The following is a 20,606-nucleotide window of genomic DNA, read 5'->3' on the forward strand; positions in this document are numbered from 1 at the left end:
GCTTCGGTCGTTATCGTCCGCTGGTCAAGGACGTGATGATTGCATAAGCGGCCTTCACGCGCTCTTCGTTCGGGATGTTCCTGTTCGCCAGCATCACGATGCCCACGCGCGCCTTTGGCACGAACGCGATATACGCGCCGAAGCCGTTGGTCGAGCCGGTCTTGTTGATCCACACGTCGTCGCGCGGGCCTTGCGGCGGATCGATGCGCGTGACGGGCGTCGCGTTCAGGATCATCGACGACGCGTTTCCATCGAGCAAAGGCTGCATTGCGGATGGATACGGATACTGTTCCCAGATGAGGTCCTGCGTCATCGGCCCCGCCTGGAAATAGCCCGTGTGCGTGGCGTCGACGGCGCGCTGATACGCCGGATCGATGCGCACCATGTTCATGTTGATCTGCAGAAAGCGCGCCATGTCCGCCGCCGTCGTTCTCACGCCATACGCTTCCGATGCAAGCACGCCGCCTTTCATGCGGATCGGCGTGTCGTCCTTCGTATAGCCTTGCGCGTAATCGCGCTGCTTCGAAGCGGGCACGTCGATATAACTATGTTTCAGGCCCAGCGCCGGGAAGAGGCGCGTTTGCATCAGCGCGTCGAAGTCCTGTTTCATGCTCTTCGCCGTGATGAGGCCGAGCGTGCCGATGCCCGGATTCGCATACGTGCGGATCGTGCCGGGCGGCCCCGCGGGACGCCACGTGCTGAAGTACTGGATGAGTTGCTCGTTGTCGTGAACTTCATCGGGCACTTGCAGCGGCAGGCCGCCCGGCGTGTGCGTGCCGAGATTCAACAGCGTCACCTTGCCGAAGTCGGTGCCGTCGAGTGAAGGCAGATATTTGCTGACGGGGTCGCTCAGGGAAAGATCGCCCTCGATCTGCGCATAGGACGCGAGCGTCGCGGTGAACGTCTTGCTGATCGAGCCGAGTTCGAAAAGCGTGTCGCGCGTGACGGGCTGCTTCGTCGCTTTCGATGCCACGCCGTAGTCGAACACATAAGGCTTGCCGTCCACGACCACGCCGACTGCCATGCCGTGAATGCCGTGCAGCGCCATCAGGGGCTTGATGGTCTTATCGACCGTCGCCTTGACGCTCGCTGCATCGCTTGCCCGCGCGACGCCAGGCATCGCGCCAAAAGAAAAAATGGCAGTCGCCAAAAGACTCAGCGCACGAAACTTCATCGTCTTGATCCTTCGTTCTGGTTTGCATGATTGGAACGAAGCGAAATATCCGCTCTTTTTCGCGTTTCGACAATCGATGATAATTTGCCGCAGGCAATAGAAAATCTTATGCGAGCCATGCGACCTCATCTTCCCCTGAATGCGTTGCGCGCGTTCGAAGCGTCGGCGCGACATTTGAGTTTCACGCGCGCCGCGCTGGAACTGAACGTCACGCAGGCGGCCGTCAGCCAGCAAGTGCGCGCGCTCGAAGCGCGGCTCGGCACGCCGCTCTTCCGGCGCCTGCCGCGCGGCCTGAGCGTCACCGACGAAGGGCGCGCGCTCCTGCCCGTACTGAGCGATGCATTTGGCCGCATCGAAGCGGTACTCAAGCAGTTCGAAGGCGGGCACTTTCATGAAGTGCTGACGGTGGGCGTCGTCGGCACGTTCGCGGTCGGCTGGCTGATGCCGCGGCTCAAGGCATTTCGCGAGACGCATCCGTTCGTCGAATTGCGGCTTTTCACGCACAACAATCTCGTCGATCCGGCCTCGGAAGGGCTCGACTTCGCGATCCGCTTCGGCGCGGGCGTCTGGCCCGCCACGCACAACGCGCTGCTGCTCGATGCGCCGCTCGCCGTGCTGTGCGCGCCCGATATCGCCCGGCGTCTCGAGAAGCCATCCGATCTCGCCAGCGAAGTGCTGCTGCGTTCGTATCGCGCGGACGACTGGACCGAATGGTTCGACGCCGCCGGCATCGACGCATGGACGATGAACGGCCCCGTCTTCGATTCGTCGCGTCTGATGGTGGAAGCCGCCGTGCAGGGCGCGGGCGTCGCCCTCGCGCCGTCGCGCATGTTCGTGCGCGAATTGCAGGCCGGATTGCTGGTACGCCCGTTCGATATCGAAGTGAAAACCGGCAGCTACTGGCTGACGTGGCTCAAATCGCGACGGCTTTCGCACGGCATGACGCTGTTTCGCGACTGGATCGTCGCGCAGGCCGCGAAAGCCGCCGAAGCCGGTTAGCGGCGCGGACGGCGTCTGCCCGCCGCGAAATCGTCCGCGAGCGGCACGGACGAGAACAGCAGCAGCAACGCGGCGAGCGGCACCGTCGTCGCGAAACCGAGATGCGCGAAACCGATCGCGCCCGCAAAACCGCCGAGCATGAACATCGCGAAGAGCGAACTCAAGAGCACGAGACGCGCATGATTCGCGCGCACATAAGCGGCATCGCTGCGCGCGATGCCACGGTTCCAGTACAGACTCTTGCCGATTTCAATGCCGATATCGGTCACGAGCCCCGTCACGTGCGTCGTGCGGATTTCGGCCTTCGAGATTTTCGTGATCATTGCGTTTTGCAGACCCATCACGAAGCAGAGCAGCGCGACGGTCAACGGCACATCCCACACGCGATGCGTTTCCAGATTCGCGCCGAGCATGCCGAATACGAGCAGCAGCGCGGCTTCGAGCAGGAGCGGCGTGGCGAACACGCTATGCGCGCGCCGCTGCCGTCCCCAGTTGATGAGCACCGCGGACGTCGCCGCGCCGCCGACGAACGCGCCGACCGCGCCGATCGCGGAGAACACGAGCGCGATCTGGCCGAGCACGAGGTTATCGGCGATCGACGAAACCAGCCCCGACATATGCGACGTGTATTGTCCGACGGCGAGAAAACCGCCCGCGTTCGCCGCGCCCGCGACGAAGGCGAGCGCGCAGCCGAGGCGCCGGTTGGCGGTATCGGTGCGGCTGGGCGAAGTGAGGCCACGGAGATAGGCAATCGGCATGGCGGCGCGGTCCGGATGATCGAGCCGAAAAGATAGCACGCCAATTTGCGCTTCCAGCCATGCATTGCGTACGCAAACTGAAAGAAAAATCATAAGTCGATAGCATGCTAACGAATAAAGTTCTCGTTATAATCCCGCCGCATGACTCAACTCGATTTTCTGCGCCGCTCCGTGAGCAGCACGCTCGTGCTTGCCGCGCGACGCTGGCGCCGCACGAGCCACGGCGTGCTCGCCTCGTATGGCGTGTCGGAAGCCTGCGCCGTGCCGCTTCTCACGGCCAACCGGCTCGGCGAGGCGGTGCGTCAGGTGACGCTTGCGGAGCATGTGGGCATCGAAGGGCCATCGCTCGTGCGTCTGCTCGATCAGCTTTGCGCGGCCGGCCTCGTGCGGCGTGACGAAGACCCGGAAGACAAGCGCGCCAAAACCATCACGCTCACCGATGAAGGCCGCGCCGTCACCGCGCGCATGGAAGAACGTCTCGTCACGCTGCGCGCGCGCCTGCTGAAAGGCGTGAGCCGCGAAGACCTCGAAACGACGCTGCGCGTACTCAATGCGTTCAGCGCGTCGCCGGACGCGAAGCTGCTCGCCGCGCTCGAAGCCGTCGATGCGTCCGCCGGCAAGGCGTCGCGCTCATCCGGAAAGCGCGGAGCCTAGCATCATGCCCTTTCCTTCCGCGCGCGAGTGGCTCTTCTCCGCCAAGACCTTCGCCGCCGCGATGATCGCGCTCTATATCGGACTGAGGCTCGAATTGCCGCGTCCTTATTGGGCGATGGCCACCGTCTACATCGTGTCGAATCCGTTCGTCGGCGCGACCCGCTCGAAAGCGCTGTATCGCGCGCTCGGCACGATGATCGGCGCGGCGGGCGCGGTGCTGATCGTGCCGCCTTTCGTCGAGTCGCCGATTCTGTTCAGCGTGATCGTCGCATTGTGGACGGGCACCCTGCTCTATCTGTCGATGTTCGATCGCACCGCGCGCAGCTACGTCTTCCTGCTCGCGGGCTACACGCTGCCGCTGATCGCGCTGCCCACCGTGACGAATCCGGCCACCGTGTTCGATCTCGCGATCACACGCACGGAAGAGATTCTGGTCGGCATCATCGTGGCGAGCGTCGTCGGCAGTGTCGTGTTTCCGAGCCGCCTCGCCCCCACGCTGATCGCACGAACGGACGCATGGTTTCGCGACGCCGCCTTCTACGCGAGCGAGACGCTCTCGGGGCATATCGCGGGCGCATCGATCTCGGCGGCGCGGCAACGGCTTGCCTCCACCGTGAACGGCCTCGAACTGCTGTTGAGCCAGTTGACTTACGATCACACGCGGCCCGACATCATCCGCCGCGCGCGGGCATTGCAGGGGCGCATGCAGATCTTCCTGCCGCTGATCTCGTCGATGGCCGATCCTTTGATCGAACTCGTCGCCAAGCACGGACGCCATCCGGAAGGACTCGACGCGTTGCTGAAGGATGTCGCCGCCTGGGTCGGCTCGCCCACGCCGCGCTCGGAGAAGGATGTCGAAAACGAACGCGAGCCCGATGCGCTGCGTGAGCGCATCGCCGCGATGCGCCCTTCCGTCGAAGCGCTGGCGAGCGCGGATGGCGCGCTTCTGTCGAATGCGCTCTGGCGTCTTGGGCAAGTCATCGACGTATGGCAGGACATTCGCGCCCTGCGCGCGGCCATTCTCAACGAGACGAGCGAATGGCGTCCGCACTTTCGCCATTGGCGTCTGGGCGGCACGGCGCGCTTCTTCGATCGCGGCATGATGCTTTTTTCGACGGGCGTCGCGGTGAGCGCGATCATCGTCGCGTCGGCGTTGTGGATCGAATCGGGATGGAACGACGGCGCGTCCGCCGTGGCGCTCGCCGCCGTGTCGTGCTGCTTCTTCGCCGCGCTCGACGAACCCGCGCCGCAGCTATTCAAGTTCTTTCTCGCGACCTGCATCAGCGTGGTGCTCGCCGGGCTCTATGTGTTCGTCGTGCTGCCGAACGTGCATGACTTCGCGATGCTCGTCGTGATCTTTTCGGTGCCGTTCCTCATCATCGGCACGCTGACGCCGAACCCGCGCTTCAGTCTCGTCACCATGCTGGTCGCCGTGAACACGGCCACTTTCATCAGCATTCAGAGCGCGTACGAAGCGAACTTCTTCGTGTTTCTCAACAGCAACCTCGCGGGCGTCGCGGGCCTGTTGTTCGCCTTCCTCTGGACGCTCGTCACGCGTCCGTTCGGCGCGGAGCTGGCAGCCGCACGACTCACGCGCTCGGCGTGGGCCGATATCGTGTTGAGCGCGTCGCAGGCGGAAGTGATCGAAGATCAGCGCAATCTCTATGCGCGCATGCTCGACCGCTTGATGCAGCTCCTGCCGCGTCATGCGGCGACGGACTCGCATCGTCATCCGTCGATCGAAAGCTTCCGCGATTTTCGCGTCGCGCTCAATGCGCTCGATCTGCGCCGCACGCGCCGCAAGCTGCCCGCCGAACTGCAAAGCTCCGTCGACGACGTGCTCGATGCCTTGCGCCGCTACTTCGAGCTGTGCATTGCACGCAACGCACGCCAGCCGGTGCCGGCCGAACTGCTTCGCGGCATCGATGCGACCAGCACGCAGGTCAGCGCGCGCGCCATTGCGCAAGCTCAGGATGCCGTCGCGGAGAAGTGGTTGCGCGACACGCTGCATGCGCTCGTCGGCATGCGTCTGTCGCTGCATCCGCCCGCAACGCAAGAGCAGCCCAAGCCTGCGAACGGCGTGCCGCCGCGCGAGGAGCCGGCATGATCTTCATCCATCGTTTTTCATCGGAACGCCACACATGATCGGCGAAATCGACATTCTCGGCGTCTTCGTGCCCGCCGTGCTCGTGCTGATGTTCATCGCCTATCTCGTGAATCTGGCGATCCGCACCGTGCTTGCGCGCGTCGGCTTTTATCGCTTCGTGTGGCACCGTTCCATTTTCGATCTCGGCATCTACGTTCTGGTGCTGGGAGTTGTCGTCATCGTTTCGCAGCGGCTCATCTCGTGAAAAAAACCTGGTTCTCTCTCGGGCAGATTCTGCTTACGCTCATCGTCGTCGCGATTGCGTGCGTCGTGTTGTGGAAGCTCGTCGACTACTACATGTTCGCGCCGTGGACGCGCGACGGCCACGTACGCGCCGATGTGATCCAGGTCGCGCCCGACGTGTCCGGTCTCATCACCGATGTGAAGGTCGTCGACAACCAGCAAGTCAAGAAAGGCGATGTGCTCTTCGTGATCGATCAGGCGCGTTACGCGCTCGCGCTTCGCAATGCACAGGCCACCGCGCAGCAGCGCCGCGCCACGCTCGATCAGGCGCGCCGTGAAGACGCGCGCAATCGCTCGCTCGGCAATCTCGTCGCGCGTGAAGTGGTCGAGGAAACGCATTCGCGCGTCGAACAGGCGACGGCCGCGCTCGCCGACGCCGAAGTCGCGATCGACACCGCGCGTCTGAATCTGCAGCGCACGGAGATCGTGAGTCCCGTCGATGGCTATCTCAACGATCGCGCGCCGCGTGCCGGCGAATACGTGGCGGCGGGACGCGCGGTGCTTTCGGTCGTCGACATGCATTCGTTCCGCGTCGATGGCTACTTCGAGGAAACGAAGCTCGGCGGCATCGATATCGGCCAGCCCGTCGACATCAAGGTGATGGGCGAGACCAACATTTTGCGCGGCCACGTGCAGAGCATCGTCGCGGCAATCGAGGATCGCGACCGTCAGCAAAGCCCGAGTCTCTTGCCGAACGTGAATCCCGCGTTCAGCTGGGTGCGTCTCGCACAGCGCATTCCCGTGCGCGTGACGCTCGATGAAATTCCCGCCGATTTCCGCATGATCGCGGGCCGCACGGCGACCGTTTCCGTGCGCGGCATCGGGCCGAAGATCGGCAAGCGCGCCGCATCCGAAACGTCGCCGGCATCGGCGCCCGCGCCGACGTCGAGCGTGTCGGCGCCTGCAACGGGCGCATCGCAATGAACGGCGTGCGCATCATGAAAGCGATGGCCATGGCGGCTTCGTCAGCCTTCGCGCTCTTCGGCTGCACGACGCTCGGACCGAACTACACCGTGCCGGATAACGCCGCCGTCAACGCGCCCTATGCGAACGGCGCGATCGACGGCGCGGATCGCGCGCCCGTCACGCAAGGCGAAGTGCCCGCCAAATGGTGGCGTCTGTATGACGATCCGGTTGTCGATCAACTCGTCACGCAGGCGCTGGCATCGAATACGGATTTGCGCGTTGCGGCCGCGAATCTCGCGCGTTCGCGCGCGGAAGTCGAGTTCGCGAATCGGCAAGGCGGATTCTCCGGCAAGACATCGGCGGCGTTTCAGCGCGCGCAGGAATCGGCGGAGCAATATCTGTTGACGGAGAAGCTTCCCGTCGTCAACGAAGGCGCGCTCGATCTCTCCATTTCCTACGAGATCGATCTCTTCGGCAAGCTGAAGCGTGGCGTCGAAGCGGCGAATGCGGACGATGAAGCCGTCGAAGCCGCGCAGGATCTCGCGCGCATCACGGTGGTCGCGGATGTCGTGCGCGCGTATGTCGAATCGTGCTCGGCGGCCGAAGAACTGGACATCGCGCAGAAGTCGCTCAATCTGCAAAAGGAGCGCGTGAAGCTCACGCAACGTCTGCGCGATGCGGGCCGTGGCAATCAGTCGGAAGTCACGCGCGGACAGACGCAGGCCGATACGCTCGCCGCCGACATTCCGCGTTTCGTCGCGCGCAGACGTGTCGCGCAGTATCGGCTCGCGATGTTGCTCGCGCGTGCGGCTTCCGACTTGCCCAAATCCGCGCTCGCCTGCAAGAAGCTGCCGAAGCTGCGCGCGCCGATTCCCGTCGGCGATGGCGCCGCGTTGCTCAAGCGCCGCCCCGATGTGCGTCAGGCCGAGCGGCAGCTTGCGTCATCGACGGCGCGCATCGGTGTCGCGACGGCGGCGCTGTATCCGTCGGTGAGTCTCGGTGCATCGGTGGGATCGGTCGGCATCGCGGAAGATCTGTTCGGCGCGAATACGAACCGCTGGGCGTTCGGGCCGCTCATCAGCTGGAGCTTTCCGATCAACGGGCAACGCGCGCGCGTGCATCAGGCGGAAGCATCGACGAGCGGCGCGCTCGCGCATTTCGACGGCGTCGTGCTGAAGGCGTTGCAGGAAACGCAAAGCAGCCTCGCGACCTATGCATCCGATACCACGCGCGCCGACGCATTGCGCACTGCGTATAAATCCGCGATCGAATCCGCCGATGAAACGAATCGACTGTATCGCGCGGGACGCGAGTCCTTCCTCAACGATCTCGACGCAACGCGCACGCTCACCGGCGTCGCCGCGCAGGTTGCGGCTGCCGAAGGTCAGGTCGCAATCGATCAGGTCAACCTCTTTCGTGCGCTCGGCGGTGGCTGGGAAACCGGCGAAGCCATCGCGCAGAATTCGAAGGGCAAGTAACGCGGGGCCTTCGCGTTTCAGGCTTTTACGGATTTGAAGAATAGCCCTCCTCCGACTACCGAGAGACTTGAAATTTGGGGCAGTGAGGTAGACCCGCAACCGCAATGATTTGCGATAGCGCCACCCCAAGTGATTCAAACGCAAGAATCTTCGCCGCTTCTAAGTCTCGCATAAGGTTCGCCCGCTACGATCGGCCGCATCATCGTAGCCTGCGAACCTGCCGCATGAATTCACTCGAAGCACTCAACCGCGCGTGGTTTCTCTCGATCAACGCGACGCCCGCCACACCGCCGTGGCAAATCGATATCGCGGTCGCCATCGCCAATGAGCTGCTCTATCTGATTCCCGCGCTGCTCGCGTTGCTGTGGCTCTTCGGCGGCCGCCATCGACGCAGCGCGGCCGTGCGCGCGTGCTGTGTCGCGTTTCTCGCGCTCGGCTTGAATCAGTTGATCGGCATGGTCTGGATGCATCCGAGGCCGTTCATGATCGGCCTCGGGCATACCTTCATCGAGCATGCGCCGGATTCGTCGTTCCCGAGCGATCACGCGACCTTGTTCGCCAGCGTCGCGTTGACGTTTCTGCTCGCGCGGATGTGGCGATGCGGCCTTCTCGTCGCCTTTGCGGGCATCGTGATCGCGTGGGCGCGCGTGCGCATCGGCGTGCACTTTCCGCTCGATATGGCGGGCGCAGTCGCCGTGGCCTGCGTGGCGTATGCACTCATCGCGCCGCTCTGGCAACATGCAGGCGACGCGTTGATGCACATTCTGATCGCGCTTTATCGCAGGCTGGCATCGTGGCCGATCCGGCGCGGCTGGCTCGCGCCGTGAGCGTCCCTGTGCATTGCTCTACTTGCGGATGAACGCGAGCAGGCTCTCGTTGACCTCGCCGGCATGCGTCGTGCACATGCCGTGCGGCGCGCCTGGGATGATCGTGAGCGTGCCATCGGGAACGATCTTCGCGGAGAGTTTGCCGGAATCATCGATCGGCACGATCTGATCGGCATCGCCTTGCAGCACGAGCGTCGGCACGGTCATCTTCTTCAGGTCGCCGGTGAAGTCCGTCTCCGAGAACGCCTCGATGCAGTCATACGCGCTCTTGATCGAGCATTGCATGCCCGCGAGCCAGAACCCGTCGATGGTCCCTTGCGACACCTTCGCGCCTTCGCGATTGAAGCCGAAGAACGGCGTCGCGAGATCCCGGAAGAACTGCGAGCGATTGCCGATCACACCACGGCGGATATCGTCGAATACGGAGCGCGGCAGGCCGCCGGGATTCGCTTCGGTCTTGAGCATCAGCGGCGGCACGGCCGAGATCAGCACGGCCTTCTTCACGCGCGTCGTGCCATGACGGCCGATATAGCGCGCCACTTCGCCGCCGCCCGTCGAATGGCCAACGAACACGGCGTCCTTCACGTCGAGATGATCGACGAGTTCCGCGAGATCGTCGGCGTAGCGGCTCATGTCGTTGCCGTCCCACGGCTGGTCCGAACGCCCGTGGCCGCGCCGGTCGTGCGCGATCACGCGATAACCGCGTTCGGCGAGATACATCATTTGCGCATCCCACGCGTCCGCATTGAGCGGCCAGCCGTGAGAGAAAACGACGGGCTGGCCCGAGCCCCAGTCCTTGTAGAACAGCACGGTTCCGTCTTTCAGCGTGAATGTGGCCATGAATACGACTCCTTCGAGAGGCTGGATCAGGCCGCGTCGCTCATGCAGCGCGGCATCTAACGCGGCGAATGTGCCGCGTATGGAAGGAGTATTCATCGCGATCGAAGCTCGTTCTTTTCGATGCGACCGGTGTTTTCGCATAGGCACGGCCGGTTTCAAAAACGCGGACGTCCGTTCGTCTTGATCGCGTGGCCCGCGCAGAACGTGCTGCGCATCGCTCATCAGCCGATGTTCGCCAACCATGACAAGCCTCGAAGGTAGCCCCATGCGATTCGATCTCGCCAGCTTCACCGATCCCGGCGGACGCGGCAGCAACGAAGAACGCGTCGTGCTGATCGACCATCGAACGCTGATTGCGGGAATCGTCGCCGATGGCGCGGGCGAACACGGCGGCGGCGATATCGCGGCGCAACTCGTCGTCGATACCGTGAGCGATGTGCTGCGCGATTGCGCCACGCGCGGCACGAGCGTCGAGACCGAGCAACTGGCCGATGCGATGCTCGCCGCGAATCGCGCGATCGTCGATGCGCAATGCTCAGGCGGCGCACGCTCACGCATGCGCTCGACGATCGCGATCCTGACCATCGATCCGCTCACGAAGCTCGCGAACTGGGCGCACTGCGGCGACACGCGCATCTACTGTTTCCGCGAAGGTCGCATCGCGTTGCAGACGTCCGATCACCGCGCGGCGCCGCATTCCATCGAGGCAAACCGGCGCGCCGCGCTCGGCACGGAAGGCGCGCTCGAAGTCGAAGCCGCCCGCGCGCCGTTTCCGATCGAAGAAGGCGACGTGTTTCTCGCGTGCTGTCACGGCTTTTGCGCGCGGCTGGACGAAGCATCGTTGATCGACACCATCGGCGAAGCCCGCGATGCCGCAAGCTGGCTCGCGGCGCTGGCCGCCCACGCGCGCCGCGCCGTGTCCGCCGACGCCGAGCCTCTCAGCGCGATCGCGGTGTGGGCGGGATCGCCGCGCGCTATGTGACAGGCGCATCGCGCACGCGCCCGGCCGCGATGACCCGCCCCGCCATGCCGTCGATAAACGCCGGAAGCTCCGACGCCTGCATCGGCCGGCTCAACGGGAAGCCCTGCATCTGATCGCAGTCGAGTTCGCCGAGCGTGCGGAACTGCGACTGCGTTTCGACGTCTTCCGCGACGACCACGATCTGCAACGCGCGAGCATCACGACCGCAGCAAGCAACGCGCTGCCGCCCGAAAAACTGGATGGCCGCCCGCGACCGGTCCCGCCCGTCTACGACTTTCGATGTAGACCATCTAGCCGATTTTGCGCGACCCCCGTCCTTACTAATTTGAAAGCGCCGGCTCTCGCGATCGGTGCACATCCGAAGCATCCGGAGCCACGCGCCTGGCAGCGCAGCGGATTCGTCGGAGGGGCCAATGTTCACGCAAGCCGGATTCACAGGAATGCATGCGGCGCGCCGTGCGCCGGGGAATCGCGAAGGAGCATCGTCATGGACGCGCTGACCGACCACAACGCCGTCGGCTTCGGGCTGGAAGCCGCCACGCTCGCCGATCTCTGGCATCGCCGCGCGAGTCTTTCGGAGATCGAGATCGGCCAGATCTACAAGATGGTGCGCACGGCACTGCGCTGCTATTACCCGTCGGAACTGCGCGGACTGCCCGAGGACAAGGAGGAGCTGATCTCGCAGTTCTTCTTCTCGCGCGTGCTGCGGCTCGACTTCGAGCAGCGTCCGTCGCACGCATCGCCGGAAAGCGCGCCGTCCACCGCGCATGCGCTCTGCGCGTACTTTCGACGCTTTCTGATCGACTGCCTGCGCAGCGCGAGCCTGCAGCGCAATCTGTCGATCGAGATCGACGGCGTGCAGGCCGAAGTCGATGCGCGTCCGCACGGCCCCGACGATCCCATCGAGGCGGCGCTCAGCGAATTCGGGCTGAACGAGGCACGCGTGCGGGTGCTGGCGCGCGCGTTCGTCGCGGCGCTCGACGAGCCGGATCGCATCGTCCTCGCGGGCGGTCTGGGGGTCTGCGGCGAGCGCAAAGGCGGGCTGAAAGGCGTCGCCAGCGAACACGACGTGCCGTCGTATCACTATCGCGCGCGCAAGCTCGGCGTGACGATGAAAAAGGACGCGACGCCAGCGAGTTTCGCCACGACGCGGATCGGCCGCTGGATGGAGGAAACGCTCGGCATCGAGGTCGCGCCGGAGAATCGCGACGCGATCCTGATCGTGCTGAATCTGCTGGCGCTCGAAGCGCACGAATGAACGGCTAGCCGTCTTCGATGGCGTTCCGCTGCGGCGGCACGTTGCCCGCGCCGACGTTTCCCTGCGATTTGCGGCGCTTCTGCTCGTCGGGGTCGAGCGGGCGGCCAGCGGTGTCGATGCCGCCGGGAAACGTCTGCGCAGCCGCCTTCTGACGCACGTGCTGGCGAATCGGCTGCGGCGGCCCGAGGGTGTTCTGCTTGGCCGCGAGCGCGGTCATGCGCAGCATTTGCGGCGCCGCCGCGCTGGTGCCTTCGAACGGCACGGCCGAGCCGCTGCGCGTTCCCGCTGCCATCACGCCCTTGCGCACGATCGAGCGATCCGCGACAGCGACGACGTCCGGCCCCGCGCGATAAGGCGGCGTGCCGTTCTGGTCGAAGCCCGTCGACGAATACGGCGCGGTCGCCTCGTCCTCCCGGCGATAACCGCCGACGACGCACGTCTCGAAGCCGGTCGCGATCGAACTGAGCGTGCCCTCGCGACGAATCCAGCTCGGCGGCGACGTGTTGTCGTCGTAGTCCTGAAACGCCGTGTAGCGGTCGAAGCGCACGTAGTTGTCATCGTCGAAACGTGACTGGCGGCCGCGCGGCGGAAAACCAATGGGCGTTTCGTTGCGCTGCACCCAGGCCTGCACTTCGATATCCGCATTGCCGCCGTTCGTCAGTTTGATCGTCCAGTTGCCGTTGGGCGCGGGAACGCGGGCCGGATCGCGCGTCATCGTGGGCGCGATCGCGACGAGAATCATCGGCGCGTGGCCGCGCGCGCCCCGGCCGCGATGCACGACCGTGCACAGGCGCTCGTTGTTCTGCGTCCACGTGCCGACCTTGCCGGGCCCGATCGGCATGCTCGCGTTCGGGTTTGCGTTCGTGTTTCCGTCGTCGAAAGGCGGCTCGATCACCACTTGAATGTTCAGATCATCGCTATCGGGTAGCCAGATTTCGACGAAGCTCGGCGTCAGGCACTCGGGAAGCACACGCCAGCGCAGTGCTTCCGTCGTATTTTTCGCGATCTTCAGCTTGCCGTGACAGCGGTCGAGATTGCTGTTGCCGGCCGGGAGCGTGATCGAGCAGGTGCCCGTCTTCGACAGCTCGTCGAGCGCGCATTCGAGCATCGAACTGCCGTCGTGCGGGCCGGCGAAATAACCGTAACTCATGTTGATATACGCGCGGCAACTCGCCCCGGCGATATTCTGCGTGCGCGTGATGATGTAGCGGAACGCATCGAGCGCCTGCGCGTCGAGCCAGAGGCCGGAGGTGTCGCGCACGGTGCGGCCGGGCTGGCGGAATTGCACGGCGATGAGCGCAGGCACCAAAGCCGGATGCGCCGCGCCCGGCAAGGGGGGATCGAGCCGTTGCTGATCCGCGCCCGCTGCGAGATCCAGCGTCGCGGTGCCGTGCGTCCAGCCGCGCGCGAGCGCCGTGATGCCCGCATCGCGATACAGCGCCTCTTCGTCGATGACCCCGCCGCGCCGCGCCGCGCTCATGCGCTTGACGATGTCCGTCTGGAGAAACTCGCGCCCGTAACCGAGTCCCGGCGCGGAGTTGGACGGATCGTCCTGATTCCAGAAGCAGCGCACGCGCGATACGGCGCCTGCCTTGTCGGCGTAGAAATGCTCGTGCGCGAACGCGATGGCGTCGTCGCACACGCCGACCACCGCGGGGCCGAACGTGCCGTTGGCCGGCAACGTGTTGGCAAGCCCGCCATAGTCCGTGGTCGCCACGGCATCGGTGCGCCGCGGCTCGCCGGCCAGCACCGGCATCGCCAGCGTGAAGCGCTCGATCATGCCGGCGAGCGACGTGTTCAACTCATCGAGGAAGCCGGCCGTCACGAACGCGGTGCAAAAGCGCGTATTGGCGAGCGCGGCGGGCGGCTGACGATACAGCGCCGACATCCACATCCACGGCTTGCGGTAAATCTTGATCGCGAGATCCCGGGCTGTGGTGCCGACCTTCGTTTCGATGGCGATCGGCACGAAACCCTGCGGCCCGTCGCCGAGATCGACGAAATGCGTCGCCGCCGCCCACACGATGTACGGATCGAGACGCTGCACGGCCAGCACCTTGTCCTTCGACTCGGGCAGCAGCCACGCCGCGGTTTCATCGCTCAACCAGACCGGGGCCATGCCGCCTCCTCAAACGCGATTCGCAATCAGGCTCTTGTCGTTCCACTCGCTTTTCGCCTCGTTCCAGAGCCAGGCAAGAATCTTCGAGCCTTCATGGGTCGTTGTCGGCTGGGCCAGCTCGATATGCGGATAAGCAGGCGACACGTTTTTCGGCGCGATCGTCTGCGGCGTGCCGGCCGGGACGGCATTCCACGTAAGCGGTTCTTGATCGTCGAAGTCGTTCGTGCCGATGAAAGCGTCGCCTCTGAATGTGCGCGGCACGAAGTTGCCCCGGTTGTTCTGGTATTTGCAGCGATGCACGAAATACTCCGCGAGCGTCGTGCCGAGCAGATGCCCGGCGGCCGTATCGACCGGAAAATGCACCCCCGCGATCGTCCGGTTGACCGCCACGCGCCGCGCCTGCGCGTACAACTGCGTGCGCAGCACCGCCGACGGCGCCGTGCCAGCCGCGACGGGCAGCGCGGTGTTGCGCAGCTCGGTGAAGAAATCGAGCATCACGCCCGCGATGATGTACGCCTGCGTCGAATGGCCGCTCGGCAGCGAGCCGTGGCCGGGCGTCGGGATTATCGGCTGAACCTGCGGCGAGTAGTCGATCGCGCGGCTGCATGCGAGCGCGTGCTTGAAGCGCATCTCCACGGCGATTGCGAAGCGCACCGCCGTGCCCAGCAATTCGAGCGTTTTCGGCGTGCGCTGCGGACTGAGATAGAGAATCGTGCTCCAGAACGCCACCTGCGGCCCCATCTGCAGCAGGGTTTCGTTTGCCCGCTCGGCGCGCAGGTCGGAGTAGCGATCCATGAAGGTGAGCTGCTCCCGGAATATCTTCTTCGTCGGCCGATACATTTCGACGATGCGCTGCGGCGCATCGAAAGCGGGCAGGCCATTGCTGGTCGCGTTCCTGAAACCGCGATCCCATAGCGTGACGCCAACGGGCGGGTTGCTGGGCGATAAGGTAAAAGCGAGATTCGACACCAGCTCGAAGTCGAACACGCTCGCGCGCACCCAGTCGTCCCAGCGCCACAACTGGCCGTTGTCGTCGATATGGCCGGCATCCTCGTCGGGCCATATCTCGAACTGCGGCCCCTGCCACGGCCCGCAGATGCCATCGCGATGACTGATGAGGCCCATCGTCTGCGATTCGGCATCGCCGAGCGTGTCGCCGCCGCCAACACCGCCAACACCGCCGACTCCGCCCACGCCGCCCACGCCGCCCACGCCGCCCACGCCGCCGACGCCACCCACACCACCTACGCCACCTACGCCACCTACGCCGCCGAGAGTCGTCATTCGTTCACCTCTTTGCCTTCAACGTGATGTCGCCGCGCCGCGCATGCGCCGGCGCGCGCTACTGCAACGGCAGGCCCGCGCGCCGCAGCGCGTCGGACCAGATGCGTCCCGTCTCGAACGCCGCGCTCGGCGAACGCTCGAGAAAGCTGCGTACGGTGAGATGCGGCTCGATCGCGAGCACCTTGCCGATCGTGAGACGCGCATCGTCGACGAGACCGAGTTCCGCCTGTGCGATCGCGAGCGCGCGCAACGTCGACGTATTGTTCGGTCCATTGCGCAACGAGTGCTCCGCAAGCTCGATGACCCGCGCGTACTGGCGCGCCGACAGCGCCGCCGTCGCGCACAGCGATTCGTAGAAGCTTCGTAGCGGATCGAGCGGCGAGAGCGCGAGCGCGTGCCCCGTCGATGCGACCGCCTCCTCGCCCTCGCCCTTGAATGCATGAAGCGTTCCCTTGAGCAGCCATGCGAGCGAATCGTTCGGATTGGCCTCAAGCGCGCGTTCGTAGCAGTCCTCGCCGGCATCGATCTGCTTGAGCAGATTCGTGCGCACGAAGCCTTCGACCGCGAGCGCCATCGACGAACGCGAATCGGCGTCGAGCGCACGGCGCGCACAGGCGAGCGCGGAATGCGCTTCGCCCACGCGGTCGCTCGTCCAGCCGCGGTTGAAGCGCAGCACGTGCCACTTCGCGAGCCATGCATAGGGCGTCGCCTGGCTGCGCGCGCGTTCCGCGAGCACGTCGAGCATCTGGCCGGCGCGTTCGAATTCGTCGCGCACGCCGCGATGCATCAGCGCGATCGAACTCAGCAAGAGCGTCGAGCTTTCGAGCGTCGGCAGCGAATGGCTGCGCGTGCGTTCGAGTTCATGCGTGATGATCCGCGTGCCGACCGACGTATGGATGTGCGCGACGAGCGTGCTTTCCCCCGCGACCACGGCATCGATGCTGTCGGTGAGCGTCTCGCCCCAGACCACGCATTCGAGCTTCGTGTCGGCCAGTTCGACCGTGAGCACGATCTTCCCGCCGTGCGTGCGATACGCGCCCGAGAGCACGTAGCGCGCATCGAGCAGCGCGCCCGCCTGCGCCGCGCTCGCGCCGCGTTCGCGCAACATGGCCGTCGACAGCCGCGAAATCACGCGGAGTTCGTCGCTGCCCGAAAGACCGGTGATGATGTCGTCGGCGAGGATGTCGCCGAGCACGTCGTGATTCGCTTCGAGACAGCGCGACGCGAATGGAATCACCGCGATCGACGGCCGCAGCACCATCGCGCCCGGCGCGTTCGGCGGGATGACCGGACGCGGTCCCGGACCGCCCAGGCGATACGCATGCACGGGCTGCGCGAGATGCCGCAGATGACACTCGCCAAGATCCTCCTCGCATGCGTCGAACACGCCCGCGAGCCGCGCATGCACGCAATCCGACATCACGATTTCGCCGGGACCGGCAAGGTTGTAGAGACGCGCGGCGAGATTCACCCCGCGTCCGTAGACATCGCGCTCGTCCGCGAAAAGCTCGGTTTCGTGCAGACTCTGGCGGAGCATGAGCGGCTCGGCGGCGGCTTCGGCCTCGCCGCGCGCGCCCGCGTTCGACCGGCACGCCGCCTGAATGTCGAGCGCGCAGCGCGCCGCCGGCAATGCGTGTTCGAACAGCATCATGAGGCCGTCGCCCTCGGTGCGAATCAGCCGCCCGTTATGCCTGGGCACGATGCAGTTTTCGATGACCGCGCGCAGATTGCGCCAGCGCGCAGCCGTGCCCGCTTCGTCGGCTTCGGCCAGTCTGCACGATTCGACGAGGTCGGCGAACAGAATGGTGCGCACGACGCGTTGCAATACATTGGCCGTACCGGCGAGTTCCGAATCCATATTCTCAAGACCCGGCCGATGGGCACGCGCGCATCGAAGACGAAACGCTCGATGTCCGGACAGGGATCGAAATAATCGCAACGAAATGGCAGTCGCGGGTCTCGCGCGGCGATTGATGATGATTGGAATGGGCCGCGGCGCCCGGCATCTTTTACTTTTTCCCGATGTTTCGGGTCACGAAATGTCTGCCGCACACATTAACGTAGTCATTGCGTCGGCGAATAGCAAGGCGTCTTTGCGGCGCTGCGTGCGCGATCGAAACCTATGCGTTTCGTTCTTTATCGGCCTGCAGGCGGCTCGCAATCAGCCGCACCAGATAGAGCGCGAATTCGGGATCCTGATAGTAGAGACGAATGGCATCGGCGGCGGAGACCGTGCGCATGTCGCAGTCCGTCTTGCATATGACGGTCGATGTACGCCGGTGCTCCGGCGAAAAAAGCCCGATTTCACCGAGCACCGTGCCCGCGCCCAGCTCGATGCCGAGTTCCGACAGCCGCACCGTGCCCTTCTCGACGTAAAACATCTGGCCGCTCGGCTCGCCTTTGCGAAAGAGGATTTCGCCCGGCCTGAAATGCTGGCTGTCCATCCTCGCGAGCAGGCGCGCGACCGGAAGCTGCCCGTTGATCGCATGATCGACCTGCGTGTCGCGGATCTTCGCCATGCGCGCCGCCACCGCGCTCGCTTCGCCGCGGCTCGATACGTTTAGCGCCTTGAAGATCGTCGTCAGATGCGTCTTGACCGTGGCCTCGGCGACATCGAGTTCGCGCGCGATCATCTTGTTGGAGCGTCCGCGGGCGAGCAATGCGAGCACTTCGATCTGACGCGGCGTCAGATGCAGATCCGGCTCCGGCTCGACGCTTTCGAGCCGCGCGGGCGAAGCGCTCCGCTCCGGCGAAAGCAGCGAGCGCGGCAACGACACGCCGCCCGCGAGCACCAGTCCCACAGCACCAAAAAGAAGCTCCGCCGACGCGGATTTCTCGACGCATCCCGCGACGCCCGCCGCGATGAGTTCATCGACATGCTCGCGCTTCACCATGCTCAACAGAACGATGACGGGTGTGGCCGGGACATGATCGCGAATGGCATCGAGTTCTTCGCGCATGTCGCGCAAGCGGTCGCCGTCCACCACGATGCAATCGGGCTTGCTTTCGTCCTCCGGGCGATCAGCGATCCGGTCGAGCGTCTGCACCTCGGCACCGTGCGCGAAACCGCGCAAGAGCGCCGCGACGCCCTCGCGAAACAGTCCCGCCGGCCCGGTCAGCAGTATCTTCATGCGATGCATGCTATACCGACTTGCGCGCCGGTGCGTAATTGTCGAACGTTCGTCATGCGAAGCGCTCGCATCGCGCGGCGCGGCACTTGAACGCGCGAATTGTAAGAGCCTGCTTCGGTGCCTATACTGCTTTCGCCATCCGGAACGCGACGAGGCTACACAGATGACAGGCAAGAACACGCACGCACGACGCGCGCTGCATTGTCATGCCGGACGCCATGCGCTCGCGTGCGCGGCTTGCCTGATCATACAAACGGCCGCTGCGCAGCAGGCCGTGCTGGACAAGAGTCTCGTGTACTGCTCCGAGGCCAGCCCCGCCGGCTTCGACGAAGCCCAGTTCACGTCGTCCGTCGAAGCGAGCGCGGCGGGCTATACCGTGTACAACCGTCTGCTGGAATTCAATCGGGAAAATGGCGATATCGAAGCCGGCCTCGCGCAATCGTGGGAACGCTCGGCGGATGGCCTGCAGTACACGTTTCATCTGCGCCGTGGCGTGAAGTTCCACACGACAGGCTACTTCACGCCGACGCGCGATTTCAACGCCGACGACGTCGTGTTCACCTTCGAGCGCATGCGCGATCCTCAGCATCCGTTTCGTCGCGCGTATCCCGTGTCTTTTCCGTATTTCCGCGATCTCGGTCTCGCTGCGAACATCGAACGCATCGAGGCACCCGATCCGTACACGGTGCGCTTTTCGCTCGCAAAAATCGACGCACCGTTCCTGCAGAAAATGGCCATGCCGTTCGCGTCGATCCTCTCGCGCGAATATGCCGACAAACTGCTCGCGTCGGGCCGCGCGGGCGACATCAATTGGCTTCCGGTCGGCACCGGTCCTTTCGTGTTCGTCGAGTACATGAAAGACGCGACGATCCGCTTCGCGGGCAATGCGGATTACTGGAAGCCGGGAATCGTCAGACTGAAGTCGCTGACCTTCGACATCACCACCGATCCAATGGTGCGCCTGCAAAAACTCAGGCGGGGCGAATGTCAGGTGATGAGTTATCCGCGTCCCGCCGATGTCGCGTCGATAACGAAAGACCCGCGCCTGCACGCCGTGAATCAGCCCGGCTTCAATCTGGGCTACCTCGCCTACAACACGTCTAAAGCGCCGCTCGACGACGTGACGGTGCGCCGCGCGCTCGATATGTCGATCGACAAACATGCGATCCTGAACGCCGTCTATCAAGGCACCGCGCGCGCCGCGACCAATCCGATGCCGCCGATGCAATGGGGCTACGACTTCGCGATCAAGGACGCGCCCTACGACCCGGCGCGCGCGAAAGCGCTGCTCGCGCAAGCGGGTCATGCGAACGGGCTGAAGCTCAGGCTATGGGCGATGCCCGTGCAGCGGCCGTACAACCCCAACGCGCGCCTCATGGCCGAAATGATTCAGGCGGACTGGGCCAGGATTGGCGTACAGGCCGAGATCGTCACCTATGAAATGGGCGAGTATGTGCGCCGCGCGCGCGCCGGCGAGCACGATGCGCTGCTGATCGGCTGGAGCGGCGATTACGGCGATCCGGACGACTGGCTCGGCGTGCTGCTCGGCTGCGACGCCGTGAAAGGCAGCAACTTCGCGAAGTGGTGCTACAAGCCTTTCGACGATCTCATCAAGGAAGCGCGCGCGACGCTGGATATCGATGCACGCACCGCGCGTTATGAAGAAGCGCAGCGGATCTTCAAGGAACAAGTTCCATTTACGCCGATCGCGCATGCGACCGTTTATCAGCCCGTCGCGCGCAATGTGACGGGCTTCCGGATCGATCGCTTCGGCATGACGCGCTTCTGGGGTGTCGGGATCGAATGA

General features: G+C 64.6%; 18 protein-coding genes. 10 read left to right on the top strand and 8 right to left on the bottom strand.

Features of this window, described 5'->3' with window-relative positions:
• Positions 1-10 precede the first annotated feature (10 nt).
• A complete protein-coding gene (ampC, locus tag AWB76_RS05810; RefSeq protein ID WP_061159176.1) occupies positions 11-1,174 on the bottom strand; it encodes a class C beta-lactamase in 1,164 nt (387 codons plus the stop codon).
• A gap of 108 nt (positions 1,175-1,282) precedes the next feature.
• On the opposite strand from ampC, the gene AWB76_RS05815 reads away from it, so the two are divergent.
• The gene (locus AWB76_RS05815) at positions 1,283-2,173 is read left to right on the top strand and encodes a LysR substrate-binding domain-containing protein (RefSeq protein ID WP_061159177.1); all 891 of its coding nucleotides are present in this window, start codon (positions 1,283-1,285) and stop codon (positions 2,171-2,173) included.
• On the opposite strand, the gene AWB76_RS05820 is transcribed toward AWB76_RS05815, so the two are convergent.
• Positions 2,170-2,931, bottom strand: coding sequence for a YoaK family protein (locus AWB76_RS05820; RefSeq protein WP_061159419.1), 762 nt, complete (start codon positions 2,929-2,931; stop codon positions 2,170-2,172). The genes AWB76_RS05815 and AWB76_RS05820 overlap by 4 nt on opposite strands.
• A gap of 141 nt (positions 2,932-3,072) precedes the next feature.
• Here AWB76_RS05820 and AWB76_RS05825 point away from each other — a divergent pair, with 141 nt between their 5' ends.
• From AWB76_RS05825 to AWB76_RS05850, 6 genes are all read left to right on the top strand, one after another.
• Entirely contained in the window at positions 3,073-3,585 is a 513-nt protein-coding gene (locus AWB76_RS05825) for a MarR family winged helix-turn-helix transcriptional regulator (RefSeq protein WP_061159178.1), read from the top strand.
• A gap of 4 nt (positions 3,586-3,589) precedes the next feature.
• Complete coding sequence (locus AWB76_RS05830; RefSeq protein WP_061159179.1) at positions 3,590-5,692, top strand: FUSC family protein; 2,103 nt, start codon at positions 3,590-3,592, stop codon at positions 5,690-5,692.
• Positions 5,693-5,726: 34 nt separating this feature from the next.
• Positions 5,727-5,936: a DUF1656 domain-containing protein gene (locus AWB76_RS05835; protein WP_061159180.1), complete on the top strand. Its 210-nt coding sequence runs from the start codon at positions 5,727-5,729 to the stop codon at positions 5,934-5,936.
• Positions 5,933-6,898, top strand: a complete 966-nt coding sequence (locus AWB76_RS05840; RefSeq protein WP_061159181.1) for an efflux RND transporter periplasmic adaptor subunit — start codon at positions 5,933-5,935, stop codon at positions 6,896-6,898. The genes AWB76_RS05835 and AWB76_RS05840 overlap by 4 nt, the downstream gene beginning before the upstream one ends.
• Before the next feature lie 14 nt (positions 6,899-6,912).
• The gene (locus AWB76_RS05845) at positions 6,913-8,358 is read left to right on the top strand and encodes an efflux transporter outer membrane subunit (RefSeq protein ID WP_374729910.1); all 1,446 of its coding nucleotides are present in this window, start codon (positions 6,913-6,915) and stop codon (positions 8,356-8,358) included.
• Positions 8,359-8,582: 224 nt separating this feature from the next.
• Positions 8,583-9,185, top strand: a complete 603-nt coding sequence (locus AWB76_RS05850; RefSeq protein ID WP_061159183.1) for a phosphatase PAP2 family protein — start codon at positions 8,583-8,585, stop codon at positions 9,183-9,185.
• An 18-nt stretch (positions 9,186-9,203) separates the two neighbouring features.
• On the opposite strand, the gene AWB76_RS05855 is transcribed toward AWB76_RS05850, so the two are convergent.
• A complete protein-coding gene (locus tag AWB76_RS05855) occupies positions 9,204-10,025 on the bottom strand; it encodes an alpha/beta fold hydrolase (protein ID WP_061159420.1) in 822 nt (273 codons plus the stop codon).
• Positions 10,026-10,290: 265 nt separating this feature from the next.
• Between AWB76_RS05855 and AWB76_RS05860 the strand changes: the two genes are divergently transcribed.
• Entirely contained in the window at positions 10,291-11,007 is a 717-nt protein-coding gene (locus tag AWB76_RS05860) for a PP2C family protein-serine/threonine phosphatase (RefSeq protein WP_061159184.1), read from the top strand.
• Here AWB76_RS05860 and AWB76_RS05865 read toward each other — a convergent pair.
• A complete protein-coding gene (locus AWB76_RS05865; protein WP_061159185.1) occupies positions 11,000-11,194 on the bottom strand; it encodes an EAL domain-containing protein in 195 nt (64 codons plus the stop codon). The genes AWB76_RS05860 and AWB76_RS05865 overlap by 8 nt on opposite strands.
• 300 nt (positions 11,195-11,494) lie before the next feature.
• Between AWB76_RS05865 and AWB76_RS05870 the strand changes: the two genes are divergently transcribed.
• On the top strand, positions 11,495-12,265 hold the full coding sequence (locus tag AWB76_RS05870) for a hypothetical protein (RefSeq protein ID WP_061159186.1): 771 nt from the start codon (positions 11,495-11,497) through the stop codon (positions 12,263-12,265).
• 4 nt (positions 12,266-12,269) lie between these two features.
• Here the strand turns inward: AWB76_RS05870 and AWB76_RS05875 are convergent, their stop codons facing one another.
• The 4 genes from AWB76_RS05875 to AWB76_RS05890 form a co-directional block, all read right to left on the bottom strand.
• Positions 12,270-14,384: a S8/S53 family peptidase gene (locus AWB76_RS05875; RefSeq protein ID WP_061159187.1), complete on the bottom strand. Its 2,115-nt coding sequence runs from the start codon at positions 14,382-14,384 to the stop codon at positions 12,270-12,272.
• A gap of 9 nt (positions 14,385-14,393) precedes the next feature.
• The gene (locus AWB76_RS05880; RefSeq protein ID WP_074171292.1) at positions 14,394-15,668 is read right to left on the bottom strand and encodes a phosphatase PAP2 family protein; all 1,275 of its coding nucleotides are present in this window, start codon (positions 15,666-15,668) and stop codon (positions 14,394-14,396) included.
• Positions 15,669-15,726: 58 nt separating this feature from the next.
• Positions 15,727-17,526 (bottom strand): adenylate/guanylate cyclase domain-containing protein, encoded by a 1,800-nt coding sequence (locus AWB76_RS05885; protein WP_061159189.1) that lies wholly within the window; start codon positions 17,524-17,526, stop codon positions 15,727-15,729.
• Positions 17,527-17,788: 262 nt separating this feature from the next.
• Positions 17,789-18,799: a LuxR C-terminal-related transcriptional regulator gene (locus AWB76_RS05890; RefSeq protein WP_061159421.1), complete on the bottom strand. Its 1,011-nt coding sequence runs from the start codon at positions 18,797-18,799 to the stop codon at positions 17,789-17,791.
• A gap of 163 nt (positions 18,800-18,962) precedes the next feature.
• Here AWB76_RS05890 and AWB76_RS05895 point away from each other — a divergent pair, with 163 nt between their 5' ends.
• Positions 18,963-20,606: an ABC transporter substrate-binding protein gene (locus tag AWB76_RS05895; protein ID WP_061159190.1), complete on the top strand. Its 1,644-nt coding sequence runs from the start codon at positions 18,963-18,965 to the stop codon at positions 20,604-20,606.

The sequence above is a fragment of the Caballeronia temeraria genome (assembly GCF_001544795.2).
Taxonomy (GTDB): domain Bacteria; phylum Pseudomonadota; class Gammaproteobacteria; order Burkholderiales; family Burkholderiaceae; genus Caballeronia; species Caballeronia temeraria.